Here is a 16,025-nt window from a genome sequence, read left to right as displayed (position 1 = left end):
CCGCACGCGGCCCAGCCGGTTAACATCGGGCACGGTCCTGTCTTTCACAGGCCGTGCCCTTTGTCTTTTTCGTCCCCCAGAATTTATTCGTGGCCATGAACGAGATCACCACCTCCGAACAGCTTGACCTGCAAACCGCATCCCTGAAGGTGCCGCCGCATTCCATCGAGGCCGAACAGGCTGTGCTCGGTGGCCTGATGCTGGACAACAACGCCTGGGAGCGGGTACTGGATCAGGTGTCGGATGGCGATTTCTATCGGCATGACCACCGCCTGATCTTCCGCGCCATCCACAAGCTGGTCGACCTGAACCATCCGTTCGATGTGGTCACGTTGCACGAGCAGTTGGACAAGGAGGGCGTGTCGTCGCAAGTCGGCGGCCTGGCCTACCTGGCGGAGCTGGCCAAGAACACCCCGTCGGTGGCCAACATCAAGGCCTACGCCGCGATCATTCGCGAGCGGGCCACGTTGCGTCAGCTGATCAGCATCAGCACCGACATCGCCGACAACGCGTTCAACCCGCAAGGTCGCAACGCCGAAGAGATCCTCGACGACGCCGAGCGGCAGATCTTCCAGATCGCCGAGGCCCGGCCGAAGACCGGTGGCCCGGTAGGGGTCAACGAGCTGTTGACCAAGGCCATCGACCGGATCGACACGCTGTTCAACTCCGACAGCGATATCACGGGTATCTCCACCGGGTATACCGACCTGGACGAGAAGACCAGTGGCTTGCAGGCAGCCGACCTGATCATCGTCGCCGGCCGTCCATCGATGGGTAAGACCACCTTCGCCATGAACCTGGTGGAAAACGCCGTGCTGCGCAGCGACAAGGCGGTGCTGGTGTTCTCCCTCGAGATGCCAGGCGAATCGCTGATCATGCGTATGCTCTCGTCCCTCGGCCGCATCGACCAGACCAAAGTCCGTTCCGGCCAGCTGGACGACGACGACTGGCCGCGCCTGACCTCGGCGGTCAACCTGCTCAACGACCGCAAGCTGTTCATCGACGATACCGCCGGCATCAGCCCGTCGGAAATGCGTGCGCGCACCCGTCGCCTGGCGCGTGAGCACGGTGAAATTGGCATGATCATGGTCGACTACCTGCAGCTGATGCAGATCCCGGGTTCTGCCGGTGACAACCGGACCAACGAGATTTCCGAGATCTCCCGCTCGCTCAAGGCCCTGGCCAAGGAATTCAACTGCCCGGTCATCGCCCTGTCGCAGCTGAACCGCTCCCTGGAACAGCGGCCGAACAAGCGCCCGGTGAACTCCGACTTGCGTGAATCGGGTGCAATCGAGCAGGACGCCGACGTGATCATGTTCGTCTACCGCGACGAGGTGTATCACCCGGAAACCGAGCACAAGGGCATTGCCGAGATCATCATCGGTAAACAGCGTAACGGCCCCATCGGCTTCATCCGCCTGGCCTTCATCGGCAAGTACACCCGCTTCGAGAACCTCGCGCCGGGTATGTACAACTTCGACGACGACGAATAAACGCAGGGTTTGCGTATTGCAGATGAATCCGACCTCTGCCGTCGGATTTGATCAAAATTTGTGCTATATTCCGCGCCCGCGATTTCCCTGAACACCAGAACCGGTCACTGACATGCAAGCAGCCAAACCACTCTACGACTATCCCAAGTACTGGGCCGAATGCTTCGGGCCAGCACCGTTCCTGCCCATGAGCAGGGAGGAGATGGATCAGCTCGGCTGGGATTCCTGCGACATCATCATCGTGACCGGAGACGCCTACGTAGACCACGCGTCGTTCGGCATGGCCATCATCGGCCGTCTGCTGGAAGCCCAGGGCTTCCGCGTGGGCATCATCGCCCAGCCAAACTGGCAGTCCAAAGACGACTTCATGAAGCTGGGCGAGCCGAACCTGTTCTTCGGCGTCGCGGCCGGCAACATGGACTCGATGATCAACCGCTACACCGCGGACAAGAAGATCCGTTCCGACGACGCCTACACCCCAGGCGGCATGGCCGGCAAGCGCCCGGACCGCGCCAGCCTGGTGTACAGCCAGCGTTGCAAGGAAGCCTACAAGCACGTGCCGATCGTACTCGGTGGCATCGAGGCCTCGCTGCGCCGCATCGCCCATTATGACTACTGGCAGGACAAGGTCCGCCATTCGATCCTGATCGACGCCAGCGCCGACATCCTGCTGTACGGCAACGCCGAGCGGGCCATTGTCGAAGTCGCCCAGCGCCTGTCCCAGGGTGAGAGCATCGAACACATCACCGACGTGCGCGGCACCGCGTTCGTGCGCCGTGACACGCCGCAGGGCTGGTTCGAGATCGACTCCACCCGCATCGACCGCCCTGGCCGCGTCGACAAGATCATCAACCCCTACGTCAACACCCAAGACACCCAGGCGTGTGCCATCGAGCAAGCCAAAGGTGACGTGGAAGACCCGAACGAAGCCAAGGTGGTGCAGATTCTCGACAGCCCGGGCATGACCCGCGACAAGTCGGTGATCCGCCTGCCGTCGTTCGAGAAGGTGCGTAACGACCCGGTGCTGTATGCCCACGCCAACCGCGTGCTGCACCTGGAAACCAACCCAGGCAACGCCCGCGCCCTGGTGCAGAAGCATGGCGAAGTGGACGTGTGGTTCAACCCGCCACCCATCCCCATGACCACCGAAGAAATGGACTACGTGTTTGGCATGCCTTACGCACGTGTTCCGCACCCGGCCTATGGCAAAGAGCGCATCCCGGCGTACGAGATGATCCGCTTCTCAGTGAACATCATGCGTGGCTGCTTCGGTGGCTGCACCTTCTGCTCGATCACCGAGCACGAAGGTCGCATCATCCAGAACCGCTCCCACGAGTCGATCCTGAACGAGATCGAGGAGATGCGTGACAAGGTGCCGGGCTTCACCGGCGTGGTTTCCGACCTTGGCGGCCCGACCGCCAACATGTACCGCATCGCCTGCAAGAGCCACGAGATCGAGAAGCACTGCCGCAAGCCGTCGTGCGTGTTCCCGGGTATCTGTGAAAACCTCAACACCGACCACAGCTCGTTGATCGAGCTGTACCGCAAGGCGCGTGCTTTGCCGGGTGTGAAGAAGATCCTGATCGCCTCGGGCCTGCGTTACGACCTGGCGGTCGAGTCGCCGGAGTACGTCAAGGAGCTGGTCACCCACCACGTGGGCGGCTACTTGAAGATTGCCCCGGAGCACACCGAGCGTGGCCCGCTGGACAAGATGATGAAGCCGGGCATCGGCACTTATGACCGCTTCAAGCGCATGTTCGAGAAGTTCTCGAAAGAGGCGGGCAAGGAGCAGTACCTGATCCCGTACTTCATCGCCGCGCACCCAGGCACCACCGACGAAGACATGATGAACCTGGCCCTGTGGCTCAAGGGCAACGGCTTCCGCGCTGACCAGGTGCAGGCCTTCTACCCGTCGCCCATGGCGTCGGCCACGGCCATGTACCACTCAGGCAAGAACCCGCTGCGCAAGGTGACCTACAAGAGCGAAGGCGTAGAGATCGTCAAGAGCGAGGAGCAGCGCCGTCTGCACAAGGCGTTCTTGCGTTATCACGATCCGAAGGGCTGGCCGATGCTGCGTGAGGCGCTGGAGCGCATGGGCCGTGCCGATTTGATCGGGCCAGGCAAGCACCAGCTGATTCCGCTGCACCAGCCGCAGTCCGACAGCTACCAGAGCGCCCGCCGCAAGAACTCGACGCCGGCTGGCAGCCACAAGGTAGGCAAGGAGCAGAAGATCCTGACCCAGCACACCGGCCTGCCACCGCGTGGCAGCGATGGCAGCAAGCCGTGGGACAAGCGTGAGAAGGCCAAGGCCGAGGCATTTGCCCGCAACCAGCAGGCGGCCAAGGAGCGCAAGGAAGCGGCCAAGGGTGGCGGCAAGGGTAAGAAGCCGCGTCAGCCCGTTATTCCGCGCTGAGGGTTGAAGGGGGCCGCTTTGCGGCCCATCGCAGGCAAGCCAGCTCCTACAGGTACAGCGCAGCAGCCCCTTTCAGTTCAATCCGGCTGCTTGTCGACCCACTTCGGCGCTACCGGCGCGACGAATTCACTCATCCCATCCAGCAATGCATCCGCCTGCTGCCCCAGCAGCAACATCGCCCGATGCTGCGGCCGCACGAAGCCTTCCTCGACGATATGGTCAAGGAACCCGCCCAGCTTTTCATAAAAGCCATTCACATCGAGCAGGCCCAGCGGCTTGGCGTGATAGCCCAGTTGCCCCCAGGTCCACACCTCGAACAACTCCTCCAGCGTACCCAGCCCACCCGGCAGCGCGATGAAGGCATCGCTGAGTTCGGCCATGCGCGCCTTGCGCGCGTGCATGCCATCGACCACCTCCAGGCGGCTCAGGCCCTTGTGGCCCACCTCGGCGTCCAGCAGGCTTTGCGGGATGATCCCGACCACTTCGCCGCCCGCAGCCATGGCAGCATCGGCCACGATGCCCATCAAGCCGACAGCGCCGCCACCATAAACCAGGGTCAGGCCGCGCCGGGCGATGGCCTGGCCCAGGGCGACGGCCGCTTCACGGTAAGCAGGGTTGGCGCCGATGCTGGCGCCGCAGAAGACACACACGGAACGTACACGCATTGCTCATCTCCAATCATTCAGAATGACAGGGTACGGCGCATGCATGGCCGTTCCAAGGCCGGTGTCATTCCGGCCGGGAGAATTCGCAGACAGCACCCGTGGCACCCTGGGCATAGGCGGCAAGCAGGCTGTTCATGAAGCTGGAAATGCGCATTTGGTATTGCTCCTAAATGAGAGGTTGTCCCATCCTCCAATAAAAGGGCATGATGTGCCCTTAGATTGGTTGTATACAATCCATTGAACAATTCTACTGGCTGGCCACTTGACACCCCCTTGACCCATATCAGAAAGGGGCTGAACGGTTTCAGGCAGTCTCGCAATTGATAAAACCCTGCCAAGGAGATTCATGATGTTTGCGAAAGCTGTAGCGGTATCCCTGCTGACCCTCGCCAGCGCCTCTGTCTTCGCAGCCGAGTGCTCGGTGACTGTCGACTCGACCGACCAGATGTCCTTCAACACCAAGGAAATCGTCATCGACAAGAGCTGCAAGCAATTCACCGTGAACCTGGAACATTCGGGCAACCTGCCGAAGAATGTCATGGGGCACAACATTGTCATCAGCAAGGCAGCTGACATGCAGCCGATTGCTACCGAAGGCCTGAGCGCCGGTATCGAAAAGTCCTATTTGAAAGAAGGTGATGAGCGTGTCATCGCTCACACCAAGATCATTGGCGCGGGCGAAAAAGACTCGGTGACTTTTGATGTGTCCAAGCTGGCTGCTGGCACAGATTACGGTTTCTTCTGCTCGTTCCCTGGCCACATCTCGATGATGAAAGGCACAGTCGTCGTCAAATAATCACTTGATGCAGAGGAGGGCTTTGCCCTCCATTCGCGGGGCAAGCCCGCTCCCACAGATTCCGTACTGAACTCAGACTAGCGGGGCATCTGTGGGAGCGGGCTTGCCCCGCGAAGCTTTTAGGGGGCGAACGGCAGTTCGCGCTTGTGCTGGGTCTTGCGGTAGGTCGCGACGATGATATCGAACGCTGCCTGATCAACCGGCTGCCCCTGCAGGAACGCATCGATCTGCTGATACGTCACGCCATGTGACGCTTCGTCCGGCTTGCCCGGCTCAAGGTCTTCCAGGTCGGCTGTCGGTACCTTCTCTACCAGCGATTCCGGCGCACCAAAGCGGCGCGCAATGGCCCGTACCTGGTTTTTCACCAGCCCGCTCAGCGGGGCCAGGTCGCAGGCACCATCACCAAACTTGGTAAAGAAGCCCATCACCGCTTCGGCGGCATGGTCAGTGCCGATCACCAGGCCTGCACGGGCGCCGGCGATGGTGTATTGGGCGACCATGCGGGTACGTGCCTTGACGTTGCCGACAACGAAGTCCACCAGCGTCGGCGAGCCGTTTTTCAGTTCCACCACCTCAGCTGCCAACGCTTTCACTGCCGGGGCAATGTCGACGGTGTGCACTTCATCGGCCTTGATCACGTCAAGGCACGCCTGGGCGTCATGCTCGTCATGCTGCACCTGATAGGGCAAGCGCACGGCAATGAAGGTGTAGGCCTTATCGCCGGTTTCGGCACGCAGCTCGTTGATCGCGCGCTGGGCAAGCAGGGCAGCGGTCAGTGAGTCGACACCGCCACTGATGCCCAGTACCAGCGTTTTGAGCCGGGCATTGGCCAGGCACTCCTTGATGAACGCCACGCGCCGAGCCACTTCGTTGTCGAGCGCGGCGGCATCGGCGAACGGTGGCTGCACCTTGAGCGCTTGGGCAATCTCTCGCTGAACGGCTTGCATGGGTTACTCCTTGCTGGGGATTTTGAAAACGTGGCGCATGTAGGCAACGAAGTTCTCGTCGCGGCACTGGGTCTTGGCCGCCTCGTCAGAGATTTTCGCCACCGGCGAGCCATTGCAGTCGGTCATTTTAAGCACGATGTTCATCGGCGCCACACCCGGTATGTCGCAGGTCAGGTTGGTGCCGATGCCGAAACTGACGTTGATGCGGCCGCGCAGGGCACGGAAGATTTCCAGCGAACGGGTCAGGTTGAGGCCGTCGGAAAACACCAGGGTCTTGGTCATCGGGTCGATACCCAGCTTCTGGTAATGGACGATGGCCTTTTCCGCCCAGGCCACTGGCTCGCCCGAATCGTGGCGCAGGCCGTCGAACAGCTTGGCGAAGTACAAATCGAAATCGCCGAGGAAGGCGTCCATGGTGATGCAGTCGGTCAGGGCGATGCCCAGCAGGCCGCGGTACTCGCGTACCCAGCAGTCCAGCGCGGCGCTCTGGCTGTCGATCAAGCGCGGGCCGAGCTGTTGGTGAGCCATGATCCATTCGTGGGCCATGGTGCCCAGCGGCTTAATATCCAGTTTCCATGCCAGGTCGACGTTGCTGGTGCCCACGAAACGGGCCGGGAAGTCATCACGCAGCACCCGTACCACCTCTTCCTGAACACGGCTGGAAAACCGCCGGCGGGTGCCGAAATCGGCCACTTGCAGGTCGGCCAGCTCGTCGTCACTGGCATGCGCGCGCAGCCAGTCGAACTTGCGGTACAGCTGGTCGCGGGCTTCGGCCAGGCGCATGTGCGGGTGCAGGTGGCGGTTGCGCACTTCGCTGATGATGGCCAACAAGGGCACTTCAAACAGGATCACGTGCAGCCAGGGGCCACGCAGGCGTAGGAACAGTTGATCGTTTTCGATGCCGATGCGCACGTAACGCAGGTTGAAGCGGAACAGGCGCAGAAACCGCAGGAAGTCTGGCTTGAGAAAGCTGATACGTTCCAGAAAGCCCAGTTGGCCTTCATCCAAGGTCAGGTCGCTGAGCAGTTCGAGCTGGTTGCGGATCTCGCCGAGGTAAGGGCGCAGGTCTTCGCCGTTGCGGCAGCGAAACTCCCATTCCACGTCGGCGTCCGGGTAGTTGTGCAGCACACCCTGCATCATGGTGAGTTTGTAGAAGTCGGTGTCGAGCAGGTTGTGCACGATGCGCTCGGCGAATGCGCTCTCGCTCATCAAGGGTGGCTCCGGAAGCGGCGAATGGCGGCCATTGTGCCAGCCTTTTGCATTTTCATGTTTCTGCTGCGGCCCATTCGCGGACAAGCCCGCTCCCATCTGGCCGGCATAACGGCCAAAACTGAGGTGTTTTTCCGTGCACCCGCTAGCCTTGAAACAGTGCTGCCTGTAGCAGTCGCGCACCAGCGGTGTGCACTTCGGTGACGTCGGCTGTTACAGGGCGGTTGCACGTAAACACTTGCCAGGGTTGCAATGATGGCACTTCACGGTTGCTCCTTGTCTGTACGTGTGGTGGCGCCTGCCGCGCGGCAGACGGTTGCACGCTCAATAAAGAAAAGGCCGTCGGTCGCCTGCCAGCCGCCCTGGCTGTGTGATTTCCCGGAATACAAAACCAATGGCACGGCCCTTGCTCTGAGCACAGGGTTGAGAAGTTGTAGTGCCAACCAAAAAAAAACTCTAGGAGCACCACCTCATGTCGCAGACGTTTTACAAGAAAGGTTTCCTGGCTCTGGCCGTCGCTACGGCACTGGGTATTTCTTCGTATGTTCAGGCCGACATCAAGATCGGCGTCGCAGGCCCGATGACCGGTGCCAACGCAGCGTTTGGCGAGCAGTACATGAAAGGTGCCCAGGCGGCAGCCGACAAGATCAACGCCGAAGGTGGGGTTAACGGCGAGAAGATCGTCCTGGTGAAGGGCGATGATGCCTGCGAACCGAAACAAGCCGTGGCCGTGGCCAACCGCCTGGTCGACCAGGACAAAGTGGCAGGCGTGGTGGGCCATTTCTGCTCCTCCAACACCATCCCTGCTTCCGAGGTGTACGACGAAGCCGGTGTGATCGCCATCACCCCAGGCTCGACCAACCCGCAGGTGACCGAGCGCGGCCTTTCCGCCATGTTCCGCATGTGTGGCCGTGACGACCAGCAGGGCATCGTTGCCGGTGACTACATCGTCGATGTGCTCAAAGGCAAGAAGGTGGCCGTGCTGCACGACAAGGACACCTACGGCCAAGGCCTGGCCGATGCCACCAAGGCGCAGCTCGAGAAGCGTGGCGTGAAACCTGTGCTGTACGAAGGCCTGACCCGCGGCGAGAAAGACTTCAGCGCCGTGGTCACCAAGATCCGCTCCACCGGCGCCGACGTGGTCTATTTCGGTGGCCTGCACCCAGAGGCCGGCCCACTGGTACGCCAACTGCGTGAACAAGGCCTGAAGGACGTCAAGTTCATGTCCGATGATGGCATCGTCACCGACGAACTGGTGTCCACGGCGGGTGGTGCACAGTACGTCGATGGCGTGTACATGACCTTCGGCGCCGACCCGCGCCTGCTGCCGGACAGCAAGGCCGTGGTGGAAGAGTTCCGCAAGAACGGCACCGAGCCTGAAGGCTACACCCTGTACGCCTATGCCTCGTTGCAGGCGCTTGCCGCCGCGTTCAACGGTGCCAAGTCGAACAAAGGCGAAGACGCCGCCAAATGGCTCAAGGCCAACCCGGTCAAGACCGTCATGGGCGAGAAGAAGTGGGACAGCAAGGGCGACCTGACCGTCTCCGACTACGTGGTCTACCAGTGGGACAAAGACGGTAAATACCACCAGCTGGAAAAACAAAAATAATAACGGCTACCGGCCCGGGTGCTTACTGCCCCGGGCTGCAGCCCCGCGGTACCTGTCTTTATCCGTAGATCTGCACAGTTCTGCGCTGCGAGGGCCGCTGCATTCAGGGCCCGCCGTGGTAGGCGCTCGTGCAATCTCAATCAGGTGAGATTGCGTTATGGATGGTATTTTTCTGCAGCAACTGGTCAACGGCCTGACCCTCGGGTCGGTCTATGGCCTGATCGCCATCGGCTACACAATGGTCTATGGCATCATCGGCATGATCAACTTCGCGCACGGCGAGGTGTATATGATTTCCGCGTACCTCGCGGCAATCAGCCTGGCATTGCTGGCCTATTTCGGCGTCGAATCGTTCCCGCTTCTGATGCTGGGCACGCTGTTGTTCACCGTCGTCGTCACGGGCGTCTATGGCTTCACCATCGAACGCATCGCCTACAAACCCCTGCGCAACTCCACCCGTCTGGCACCGCTGATCAGTGCCATCGGCATCTCGCTGATCCTGCAAAACTATGCACAGATCAGCCAGGGCGCCCGCCAGCAAGGCGTGCCAACCCTGCTTGAAGGCGCCTTGCGGGTAGAAGTCGGCACCGGCTTCGTGCAATTGACCTACACCAAGATCTTCATCCTGATTGCCGCATTCGTCGGCATGGGCCTGCTTACCTATGTGATCAAGTACACCAAGCTCGGCCGCATGTGCCGCGCCACGCAGCAAGATCGCAAGATGGCCTCGATCCTGGGCATCAACACCGATCGGGTGATTTCCTACGTATTCGTCATCGGTGCAGTCATGGCCGCACTGGCGGGTGTGCTGATCACCATGAACTACGGCACCTTCGACTTCTATGCCGGCTTCATCATCGGCATCAAGGCGTTCACGGCGGCGGTATTGGGCGGCATCGGCTCGCTACCGGGGGCCATGCTTGGCGGCATCATCCTCGGCATCTCCGAGTCGCTGTTCTCTGGCCTGATCAACTCCGACTACAAGGACGTATTCAGCTTCTCGCTGCTGGTGATGATCCTCATCTTCCGTCCCCAAGGCCTGCTGGGTCGCCCGCTTGTGGCTAAGGTGTGAACATGTCCACTGCCAAAACTGCCCCTGTTTCCGAAACCAATGGTTTCGACCTCAAACGCAGCCTGCTGGAGACCTTCGTCGCCGGCCTGCTGGCGCTCATTGTCTTTGGCCCGGTCGTCGGCGTGGTGCTCGACGGCTACAGCTTCAATGCCGAACCCCGCCGCGTGGCGTGGCTGGTTGGCGGGGTGATGGTCGGGCGCTTCCTGCTCAGCCTGTACCTGCAGACGGGCGCCGGGCGGCGCATGCTCCAAGGCTTCGACAACGGTGGCTCGGGCGTGCATGTGAACGCGCCGGACTACAAGTCGCGGCTGCGCTACATCATCCCGGCGCTGGTGGTGATTGCCATCGTCTTCCCAATCTTTGCTAACAAGTACCTGCTGACCGTGGTCATCCTCGGCCTGATCTATGTGTTGCTGGGCCTTGGCCTGAACATCGTGGTCGGCCTGGCGGGCCTGCTCGACCTGGGTTACGTGGCGTTCTACGCCATCGGCGCCTACGGCCTGGCGTTGGGCTACCAGTACCTGGGCCTGGGCTTTTGGAGCGTGCTGCCGCTGGCGGCCATCGCGGCGGCGCTGGCGGGGTGCATACTCGGCTTCCCGGTGCTACGCATGCACGGTGACTACCTGGCGATCGTGACCCTGGGCTTTGGCGAGATCATCCGCCTGGTGCTGAACAACTGGCTGTCGTTCACCGGTGGCCCGAACGGCATGCCGGCACCGTCGCCGACCTTCTTTGGCCTGGAATTCGGCCGCCGGGCCAAGGACGGTGGGGTGCCGATCCATGAGTTTCTTGGCATCGATTACAACGCCAACCTGAAGTTCGTGTTCATCTACGCCGTGCTGTTCCTGGTGGTGCTGGCAGTGCTGTACATCAAGCACCGGTTGACCCGCATGCCGGTCGGCCGCGCCTGGGAAGCCCTGCGTGAAGACGAGATCGCCTGCCGCTCGATGGGCCTGAACCACGTGTTGGTCAAGCTTTCGGCGTTCACCCTGGGGGCTTCCACCGCGGGCCTGGCGGGCGTGTTCTTCGCCACGTACCAGGGCTTCGTCAACCCGTCGTCGTTCACCTTCTTCGAGTCGGCGCTGATCCTCGCCATCGTCGTGTTGGGTGGCATGGGCTCGACCGTCGGTGTGGTGATCGCAGCGTTCGTGCTGACCGTTGCGCCAGAGCTGCTGCGTAGCTTCTCCGAGTACCGCGTGCTGCTGTTTGGCGTATTGATGGTGTTGATGATGATCTGGCGACCGCGTGGGCTGATCCGCATCAGCCGTACCGGTGTGGTCCCGCGTAAAGGAGTGGCGCCATGAACGACGATATCATTCTGTCGGTCGACAACCTGATGATGCAGTTTGGCGGCATCAAGGCGCTGAGTGACGTAAGCCTCAAGGTCCGGCGCAACCAGATCTTCGCGCTGATCGGCCCCAACGGTGCGGGCAAGACCACGGTGTTCAACTGCCTGACCGGCTTCTACAAAGCCAGCGGCGGGCGTATCGAACTGAACGTGCGCGGCAGCCAGACCAACGTCATCCAGTTGCTCGGCGAGCGCTTCCAGGCGACGGACTTCGTTTCGCCCGCGCGCTTTGCCAACCGCCTGTACTACAAGATGTTCGGCGGCACCCACCTGGTGAACCGCGCCGGCCTCGCCCGGACCTTCCAGAACATTCGCCTGTTCAAGGAAATGTCGGTGGTGGAGAACCTGTTGGTGGCCCAGCACATGTGGGTCAACCGCAACCTGCTGGCCGGGGTGCTCAACACCAAGGCCTACCGCAAGGCCGAGAGCGATGCCCTCGACCATGCGTTCTATTGGCTGGAGGTGGTCGACCTGGTCGATTGCGCCAACCGCTTGGCCGGTGAGTTGTCTTATGGCCAGCAGCGTCGCCTGGAAATCGCCCGGGCCATGTGCACGCGGCCGAAGATCATCTGCCTGGACGAACCGGCTGCCGGCCTCAACCCGCAGGAAACCGAGGCGCTCAGTGGCATGATCCGCGTGCTGCGTGACGAGCACGACATCACCGTGGTGCTGATCGAACACGACATGGGCATGGTCATGAGCATTTCCGACCATATCGTCGTGCTTGACCATGGCAACGTGATCGCCGAAGGCGCGCCACAGGAAATCCGCAACAACCCGACGGTGATTGCCGCCTACCTGGGTGCAGACGAAGAGGAACTGGTATGAGTGCACCCATTCTCGAGCTGAAGGAGCTGGATGTGTTCTACGGGCCGATCCAGGCCCTGAAGAAGGTGTCGATGCACATCAACGAAGGCGAGACGGTGAGCCTGATCGGTGCCAACGGTGCCGGCAAATCGACCTTGCTGATGTCGATTTTCGGCCAGCCGCGCGCGTCTTCGGGGCACATCGTTTACCGGGGCACAGACATCACCCGCAAGTCGTCGCATTACATCGCTTCCAACGGTATTGCGCAGTCACCTGAGGGGCGGCGGGTGTTCCCCGACATGACCGTCGAGGAAAACCTGATGATGGGCACCATCCCGATTGGCGACAAATACGCCAAGGAGGACATGGAGCGGATGTACGAGCTGTTCCCGCGGTTGAAGGAGCGGCGCACCCAGCGGGCCATGACCATGTCGGGGGGCGAGCAGCAGATGCTCGCCATTGCCCGCGCGCTGATGAGCCGGCCGAAGCTGTTGCTGCTCGATGAGCCATCGCTGGGGCTGGCGCCGATTGTGGTCAAGCAGATCTTCGCCACCTTGCGTGAGTTGGCCAAGACTGGGATGACCATCTTCCTGGTTGAGCAGAATGCCAACCATGCGCTGAAGTTGTCGGACCGGGCGTATGTGATGGTCAATGGGCAGATCCGCATGACGGGCACCGGCCAGGAGTTGTTGGTGAACGAGGAAGTGCGCAGCGCCTATTTGGGCGGGCACTGAGTAGTCACACTGGGGCCGCACAGCGGCCTCAGTGCTTCAAGCCGAATGTGGACAACTTGTCGCACAGCCTTCTTTAGCCTCTCCAAAAACCCTTCGCAAGCCATTGTTTCCACAGCCTTGTTTTACCCACGGTTAATGTGGAGCCGCCTGTGGAAAACATGGGTGCACCTCGCTACAGCCCTTTGTTTACATGCCTTGTAGGGCGTTGATCATTTTTTGATCGCTTTGCCCTTGTGGATGATTTTTCACGGTTTTTTACTCACAGGCTGCTGCGTCCGATGCCTCGTAAAACCTGTGGGTAAGTCTGTGCAAAAACCTTGGACAGACCGCTGCAAGCGGCATGGTTGAAAGCCTTGCGCCATCACCTCAGAGATATCCACCGACCGTGGATCGCTGAAAGGGTTCCGCGAGCACGATAAGTTGCCCCCAATCCGTGGGGAAAGCCTTGTGGATAACGTGCGCATAGCTGGCGCGAAGCCCTCTGCTACGCGGCTTTTGCAGGTATGATCATTTTTTGACCAATGGCTTCAATGGCTTGCTGCCTGCGTGGTACGAAGGCATGCTGCAAACCCTGCCGAAAATAATCCACAGCGAGGAACACAGCATGACGTCCACCGTATTCATCACTGGCGCGACTTCCGGTTTCGGCGAGGCCACCGCCCGACGTTTTGCACAGGCCGGCTGGAAGCTGATCCTCACCGGTCGCCGCAAGGAGCGCTTGGATGCGCTGTGCGCAGAACTGTCAGCCCAGACCGAGGTGCACGGGCTGGTGCTCGATGTACGCGACCGCAAAGCCATGGAGGCGGCCATCGGCAACCTGCCGCCTGGGTTCGATAAACTGCGTGGCCTGGTCAACAACGCCGGCCTGGCCCTGGGCGTGGATGCGGCGCAGAACTGCAGCCTGGACGACTGGGAAACCATGGTCGACACCAACATCAAGGGCATGATGTACACCACGCGCCTGCTGCTGCCTCGGTTGATCGCCCACGGGCGTGGCGCGTCGATCCTCAACGTCGGCTCGGTGGCGGGCAATTACCCGTACCCGGGCAGCAACGTGTATGGCGGCACCAAGGCGTTCGTCGGGCAGTTCTCGCTGAGCCTGCGTTGCGACCTGCGCGGCACGGGCGTGCGCGTCAGCAACATCGAGCCGGGGCTGTGCGAGAGCGAGTTCTCGCTGGTGCGTTTCGGTGGCGACCAGGCCAAGTACGACGCCACCTACGCAGGTGCCGAGCCGATCCAGCCGCAGGATATTGCCGAGACCATCTTCTGGATTCTCAACCAGCCGGCGCACATCAACATCAACAGCCTGGAGCTGATGCCGGTGAGTCAGGACTGGGCGGGGTTCTCGATCGATCGGTCTGTTAAGGGCTGACCGCTCGGCTGCTTGCTACTTGGGTACTTAGGGAAGTAGGTGGTTTTTTCCTTAACCAGGCCCAGCAGCTGTAGCACATCATTGATGGCATCATGTAACCCGCGGTCCTCGCGGGTTGCAGTGCCGTCAACCATACGGTGCAGGCTCAGTAGAAAGCTGAGCTTACCGTGGGCAAAGTGATGCGTATTTGCCATCTTGGTGTCGGTGATCTGCTTGGCGGCTATTTTGATCTGGTCTTCAATAAAGCCCTTGAAAGCGGTTCTTTCCATGATGAGGCTCCCGGTTGCTGGAGCCTTGAATCTATCAACGCTTTGCGGTTGTCGATACTGGTAAAAATGCTAGGTCATCCGGCATTCTGCAGTCCCTGAAGGCAAGTCGCCAAGTGATAAGGCGTAGTCGAAGGCATGTCATGCCGGCTAACCGCACCCTCGCCATCTCGGCACTCATACCAGCCGCCGTCATGCAGGAATCGCTGCTCCATCGCCTGCAACTGCGCAGCCAGTTTCGCCTCGTTCCCCGACCGCAACGCCAGCGCCCGCAGGTACTCCGCCTGGGCCCAGATCCGCTGGGTGGCGTCGAGCACCTTGCCGTCCACCGCGAGCATCGCCAGCACGGCCGAATCTTTAACCCCGTACTGCTCGGCGTATTCGAAGGCGCGGGCAATGGAGCCATGCAGTGGCGTGCCACGTAGCAGGGGCGAGGTATCGAGTAGGTAGAACCACTCGAACTGATGACCCGGTTCGAACCAGTTATCCACAGCGCCGTTTGGCTTTTCCAGCATCAGGCCATGCTGCGGTTCGATGAACTGCGCCTGCAGGGCCTCGCACAGGTGCAGCAGGGCCTGCTGCACGCCTTCATCCTCACGCACGGCAAGCACCTGCAGGAACGCTTCGGCCAGGTGCATCTGCGGATTCTGCAGCGGGCCGCTGCCCAGGTCGGACCAGTCTTCACCCAGGCTGGCCTCGTACAGGCCGTCGTCGCGGGCGAACTGCTCGCTGATGATTTCCAGGGCAGCGTTCAGTGCAGACTCCACCAGGCTCTCGCGAACCTTGCCCCAGTAATGGGCGCAGGCAAACACGATGAACGCATGGGTGTAGAGGTCTTTGCGGCGGTCCAGCGGCTTGCCTTCGGCATCGATGCTGTAGAACCAGCCACCGTGCTCGGCATCGTGAAAATGCCGCTGCAACGAACGGAACAACGCCGCCGCTCGCGCTGCCGCGCCGGGTTGCTCGATGCGGCTGCTGAACAGGTACAGCTGGCGAGCGCAGGCCATCGCCCGGTAGCGTTGCACGGGCAATGGGCGGTGCTGGGCGTCCAAGGCTTCGAAGGGCAGGGCCATTTCGTCGTTCCAGCCCGGGCCTTGCCACAGCGGCACGATACGCTCGGCGAAGTGCTGGTTGAAGCGGGCCAGTTCGGGCGGAGTGGGGCGGGGGTCGGACATGAAAGCGCTCGTCACAATCGGGCAGTGCGCCATGGTAGCAGAACTGGGGTTTTGGGTTGTTTACACGGGCCTCTTCGCGGGCAAGCCCGCTCCCACAGGTGCGGCGCTAGCCTTTGAGG

General features: G+C 61.1%; 14 protein-coding genes. 9 read left to right on the top strand and 5 right to left on the bottom strand.

The window, feature by feature from the left end; all coding sequences use genetic code 11:
* Window positions 1–95: 95 nt before the first annotated feature.
* On the top strand, window positions 96–1,493 hold the full coding sequence (dnaB, locus tag ACMCNM_RS25115; protein ID WP_027592542.1) for a replicative DNA helicase: 1,398 nt from the start codon (window positions 96–98) through the stop codon (window positions 1,491–1,493).
* A gap of 112 nt (window positions 1,494–1,605) precedes the next feature.
* Entirely contained in the window at window positions 1,606–3,906 is a 2,301-nt protein-coding gene (locus tag ACMCNM_RS25110; RefSeq protein WP_412765627.1) for a YgiQ family radical SAM protein, read from the top strand.
* A 77-nt stretch (window positions 3,907–3,983) separates the two neighbouring features.
* Here the strand turns inward: ACMCNM_RS25110 and ACMCNM_RS25105 are convergent, their stop codons facing one another.
* Window positions 3,984–4,571 (bottom strand): TIGR00730 family Rossman fold protein, encoded by a 588-nt coding sequence (locus tag ACMCNM_RS25105; protein WP_085272314.1) that lies wholly within the window; start codon window positions 4,569–4,571, stop codon window positions 3,984–3,986.
* 349 nt (window positions 4,572–4,920) lie between these two features.
* Here ACMCNM_RS25105 and azu point away from each other — a divergent pair, with 349 nt between their 5' ends.
* Window positions 4,921–5,367, top strand: a complete 447-nt coding sequence (gene azu / locus ACMCNM_RS25100; protein ID WP_412765626.1) for an azurin — start codon at window positions 4,921–4,923, stop codon at window positions 5,365–5,367.
* 119 nt (window positions 5,368–5,486) lie between these two features.
* Here azu and nadE read toward each other — a convergent pair whose 3' ends face one another.
* Window positions 5,487–6,314, bottom strand: coding sequence for an ammonia-dependent NAD(+) synthetase (nadE, locus tag ACMCNM_RS25095; protein ID WP_186702388.1), 828 nt, complete (start codon window positions 6,312–6,314; stop codon window positions 5,487–5,489).
* Window positions 6,315–6,317: 3 nt separating this feature from the next.
* Window positions 6,318–7,523, bottom strand: coding sequence for a nicotinate phosphoribosyltransferase (gene pncB / locus ACMCNM_RS25090; RefSeq protein ID WP_085272316.1), 1,206 nt, complete (start codon window positions 7,521–7,523; stop codon window positions 6,318–6,320).
* A 472-nt stretch (window positions 7,524–7,995) separates the two neighbouring features.
* Between pncB and ACMCNM_RS25085 the strand changes: the two genes are divergently transcribed.
* From ACMCNM_RS25085 to ACMCNM_RS25060, 6 genes are all read left to right on the top strand, one after another.
* Entirely contained in the window at window positions 7,996–9,132 is a 1,137-nt protein-coding gene (locus tag ACMCNM_RS25085) for a branched-chain amino acid ABC transporter substrate-binding protein (RefSeq protein WP_027592548.1), read from the top strand.
* A gap of 157 nt (window positions 9,133–9,289) precedes the next feature.
* Window positions 9,290–10,204, top strand: a complete 915-nt coding sequence (locus ACMCNM_RS25080) for an ABC transporter permease subunit (protein ID WP_016489422.1) — start codon at window positions 9,290–9,292, stop codon at window positions 10,202–10,204.
* A gap of 2 nt (window positions 10,205–10,206) precedes the next feature.
* Window positions 10,207–11,508, top strand: coding sequence for a high-affinity branched-chain amino acid ABC transporter permease LivM (gene livM, locus ACMCNM_RS25075; RefSeq protein ID WP_099430571.1), 1,302 nt, complete (start codon window positions 10,207–10,209; stop codon window positions 11,506–11,508).
* Entirely contained in the window at window positions 11,505–12,380 is an 876-nt protein-coding gene (locus ACMCNM_RS25070) for an ABC transporter ATP-binding protein (RefSeq protein WP_027592550.1), read from the top strand. Before livM ends, ACMCNM_RS25070 begins: the two co-directional genes overlap by 4 nt.
* Window positions 12,377–13,093 carry an ABC transporter ATP-binding protein gene (locus ACMCNM_RS25065; protein WP_027592551.1) on the top strand — a complete coding sequence of 239 codons (717 nt, stop codon included), beginning with the start codon at window positions 12,377–12,379 and terminating at the stop codon, window positions 13,091–13,093. Before ACMCNM_RS25070 ends, ACMCNM_RS25065 begins: the two co-directional genes overlap by 4 nt.
* Window positions 13,094–13,697: 604 nt before the next feature.
* Window positions 13,698–14,465: an SDR family oxidoreductase gene (locus tag ACMCNM_RS25060; RefSeq protein WP_186677379.1), complete on the top strand. Its 768-nt coding sequence runs from the start codon at window positions 13,698–13,700 to the stop codon at window positions 14,463–14,465.
* On the opposite strand, the gene ACMCNM_RS25055 is transcribed toward ACMCNM_RS25060, so the two are convergent.
* Window positions 14,420–14,734: a hypothetical protein gene (locus ACMCNM_RS25055; RefSeq protein WP_412765625.1), complete on the bottom strand. Its 315-nt coding sequence runs from the start codon at window positions 14,732–14,734 to the stop codon at window positions 14,420–14,422. The two genes, ACMCNM_RS25060 and ACMCNM_RS25055, sit on opposite strands and share 46 nt — an antisense overlap.
* A 74-nt stretch (window positions 14,735–14,808) precedes the next feature.
* Window positions 14,809–15,906: an AGE family epimerase/isomerase gene (locus ACMCNM_RS25050; RefSeq protein ID WP_412765624.1), complete on the bottom strand. Its 1,098-nt coding sequence runs from the start codon at window positions 15,904–15,906 to the stop codon at window positions 14,809–14,811.
* Between the last annotated feature and the right edge of the window lie 119 nt (window positions 15,907–16,025).

Source organism: Pseudomonas sp. NGC7 (genome assembly GCF_047159675.1).
Taxonomy (GTDB): domain Bacteria; phylum Pseudomonadota; class Gammaproteobacteria; order Pseudomonadales; family Pseudomonadaceae; genus Aquipseudomonas; species Aquipseudomonas kermanshahensis.
The sequence above is the reverse complement of the archived record's forward strand: the minus strand, read 5'-3'. Positions and strand labels throughout refer to the sequence as shown.

Excerpts from the sequence above, each read along its gene's own strand:
- nadE (WP_186702388.1), bottom strand. The coding sequence starts at position 6,314 with ATGCAAGCCGTTCAGCGAGAGATTGCCCAAGCGCTCAAGGTGCAGCCA.
- ACMCNM_RS25050 (WP_412765624.1), bottom strand. The coding sequence starts at position 15,906 with ATGTCCGACCCCCGCCCCACTCCGCCCGAACTGGCCCGCTTCAACCAG.
- ACMCNM_RS25055 (WP_412765625.1), bottom strand. The coding sequence starts at position 14,734 with ATGGAAAGAACCGCTTTCAAGGGCTTTATTGAAGACCAGATCAAAATA.
- ACMCNM_RS25070 (WP_027592550.1), top strand. The coding sequence starts at position 11,505 with ATGAACGACGATATCATTCTGTCGGTCGACAACCTGATGATGCAGTTT.
- ACMCNM_RS25085 (WP_027592548.1), top strand. The coding sequence starts at position 7,996 with ATGTCGCAGACGTTTTACAAGAAAGGTTTCCTGGCTCTGGCCGTCGCT.
- dnaB (WP_027592542.1), top strand. The coding sequence starts at position 96 with ATGAACGAGATCACCACCTCCGAACAGCTTGACCTGCAAACCGCATCC.
- ACMCNM_RS25060 (WP_186677379.1), top strand. The coding sequence starts at position 13,698 with ATGACGTCCACCGTATTCATCACTGGCGCGACTTCCGGTTTCGGCGAG.
- ACMCNM_RS25065 (WP_027592551.1), top strand. The coding sequence starts at position 12,377 with ATGAGTGCACCCATTCTCGAGCTGAAGGAGCTGGATGTGTTCTACGGG.
- livM (WP_099430571.1), top strand. The coding sequence starts at position 10,207 with ATGTCCACTGCCAAAACTGCCCCTGTTTCCGAAACCAATGGTTTCGAC.
- ACMCNM_RS25105 (WP_085272314.1), bottom strand. The coding sequence starts at position 4,571 with ATGCGTGTACGTTCCGTGTGTGTCTTCTGCGGCGCCAGCATCGGCGCC.
- azu (WP_412765626.1), top strand. The coding sequence starts at position 4,921 with ATGTTTGCGAAAGCTGTAGCGGTATCCCTGCTGACCCTCGCCAGCGCC.
- ACMCNM_RS25110 (WP_412765627.1), top strand. The coding sequence starts at position 1,606 with ATGCAAGCAGCCAAACCACTCTACGACTATCCCAAGTACTGGGCCGAA.
- ACMCNM_RS25080 (WP_016489422.1), top strand. The coding sequence starts at position 9,290 with ATGGATGGTATTTTTCTGCAGCAACTGGTCAACGGCCTGACCCTCGGG.
- pncB (WP_085272316.1), bottom strand. The coding sequence starts at position 7,523 with ATGAGCGAGAGCGCATTCGCCGAGCGCATCGTGCACAACCTGCTCGAC.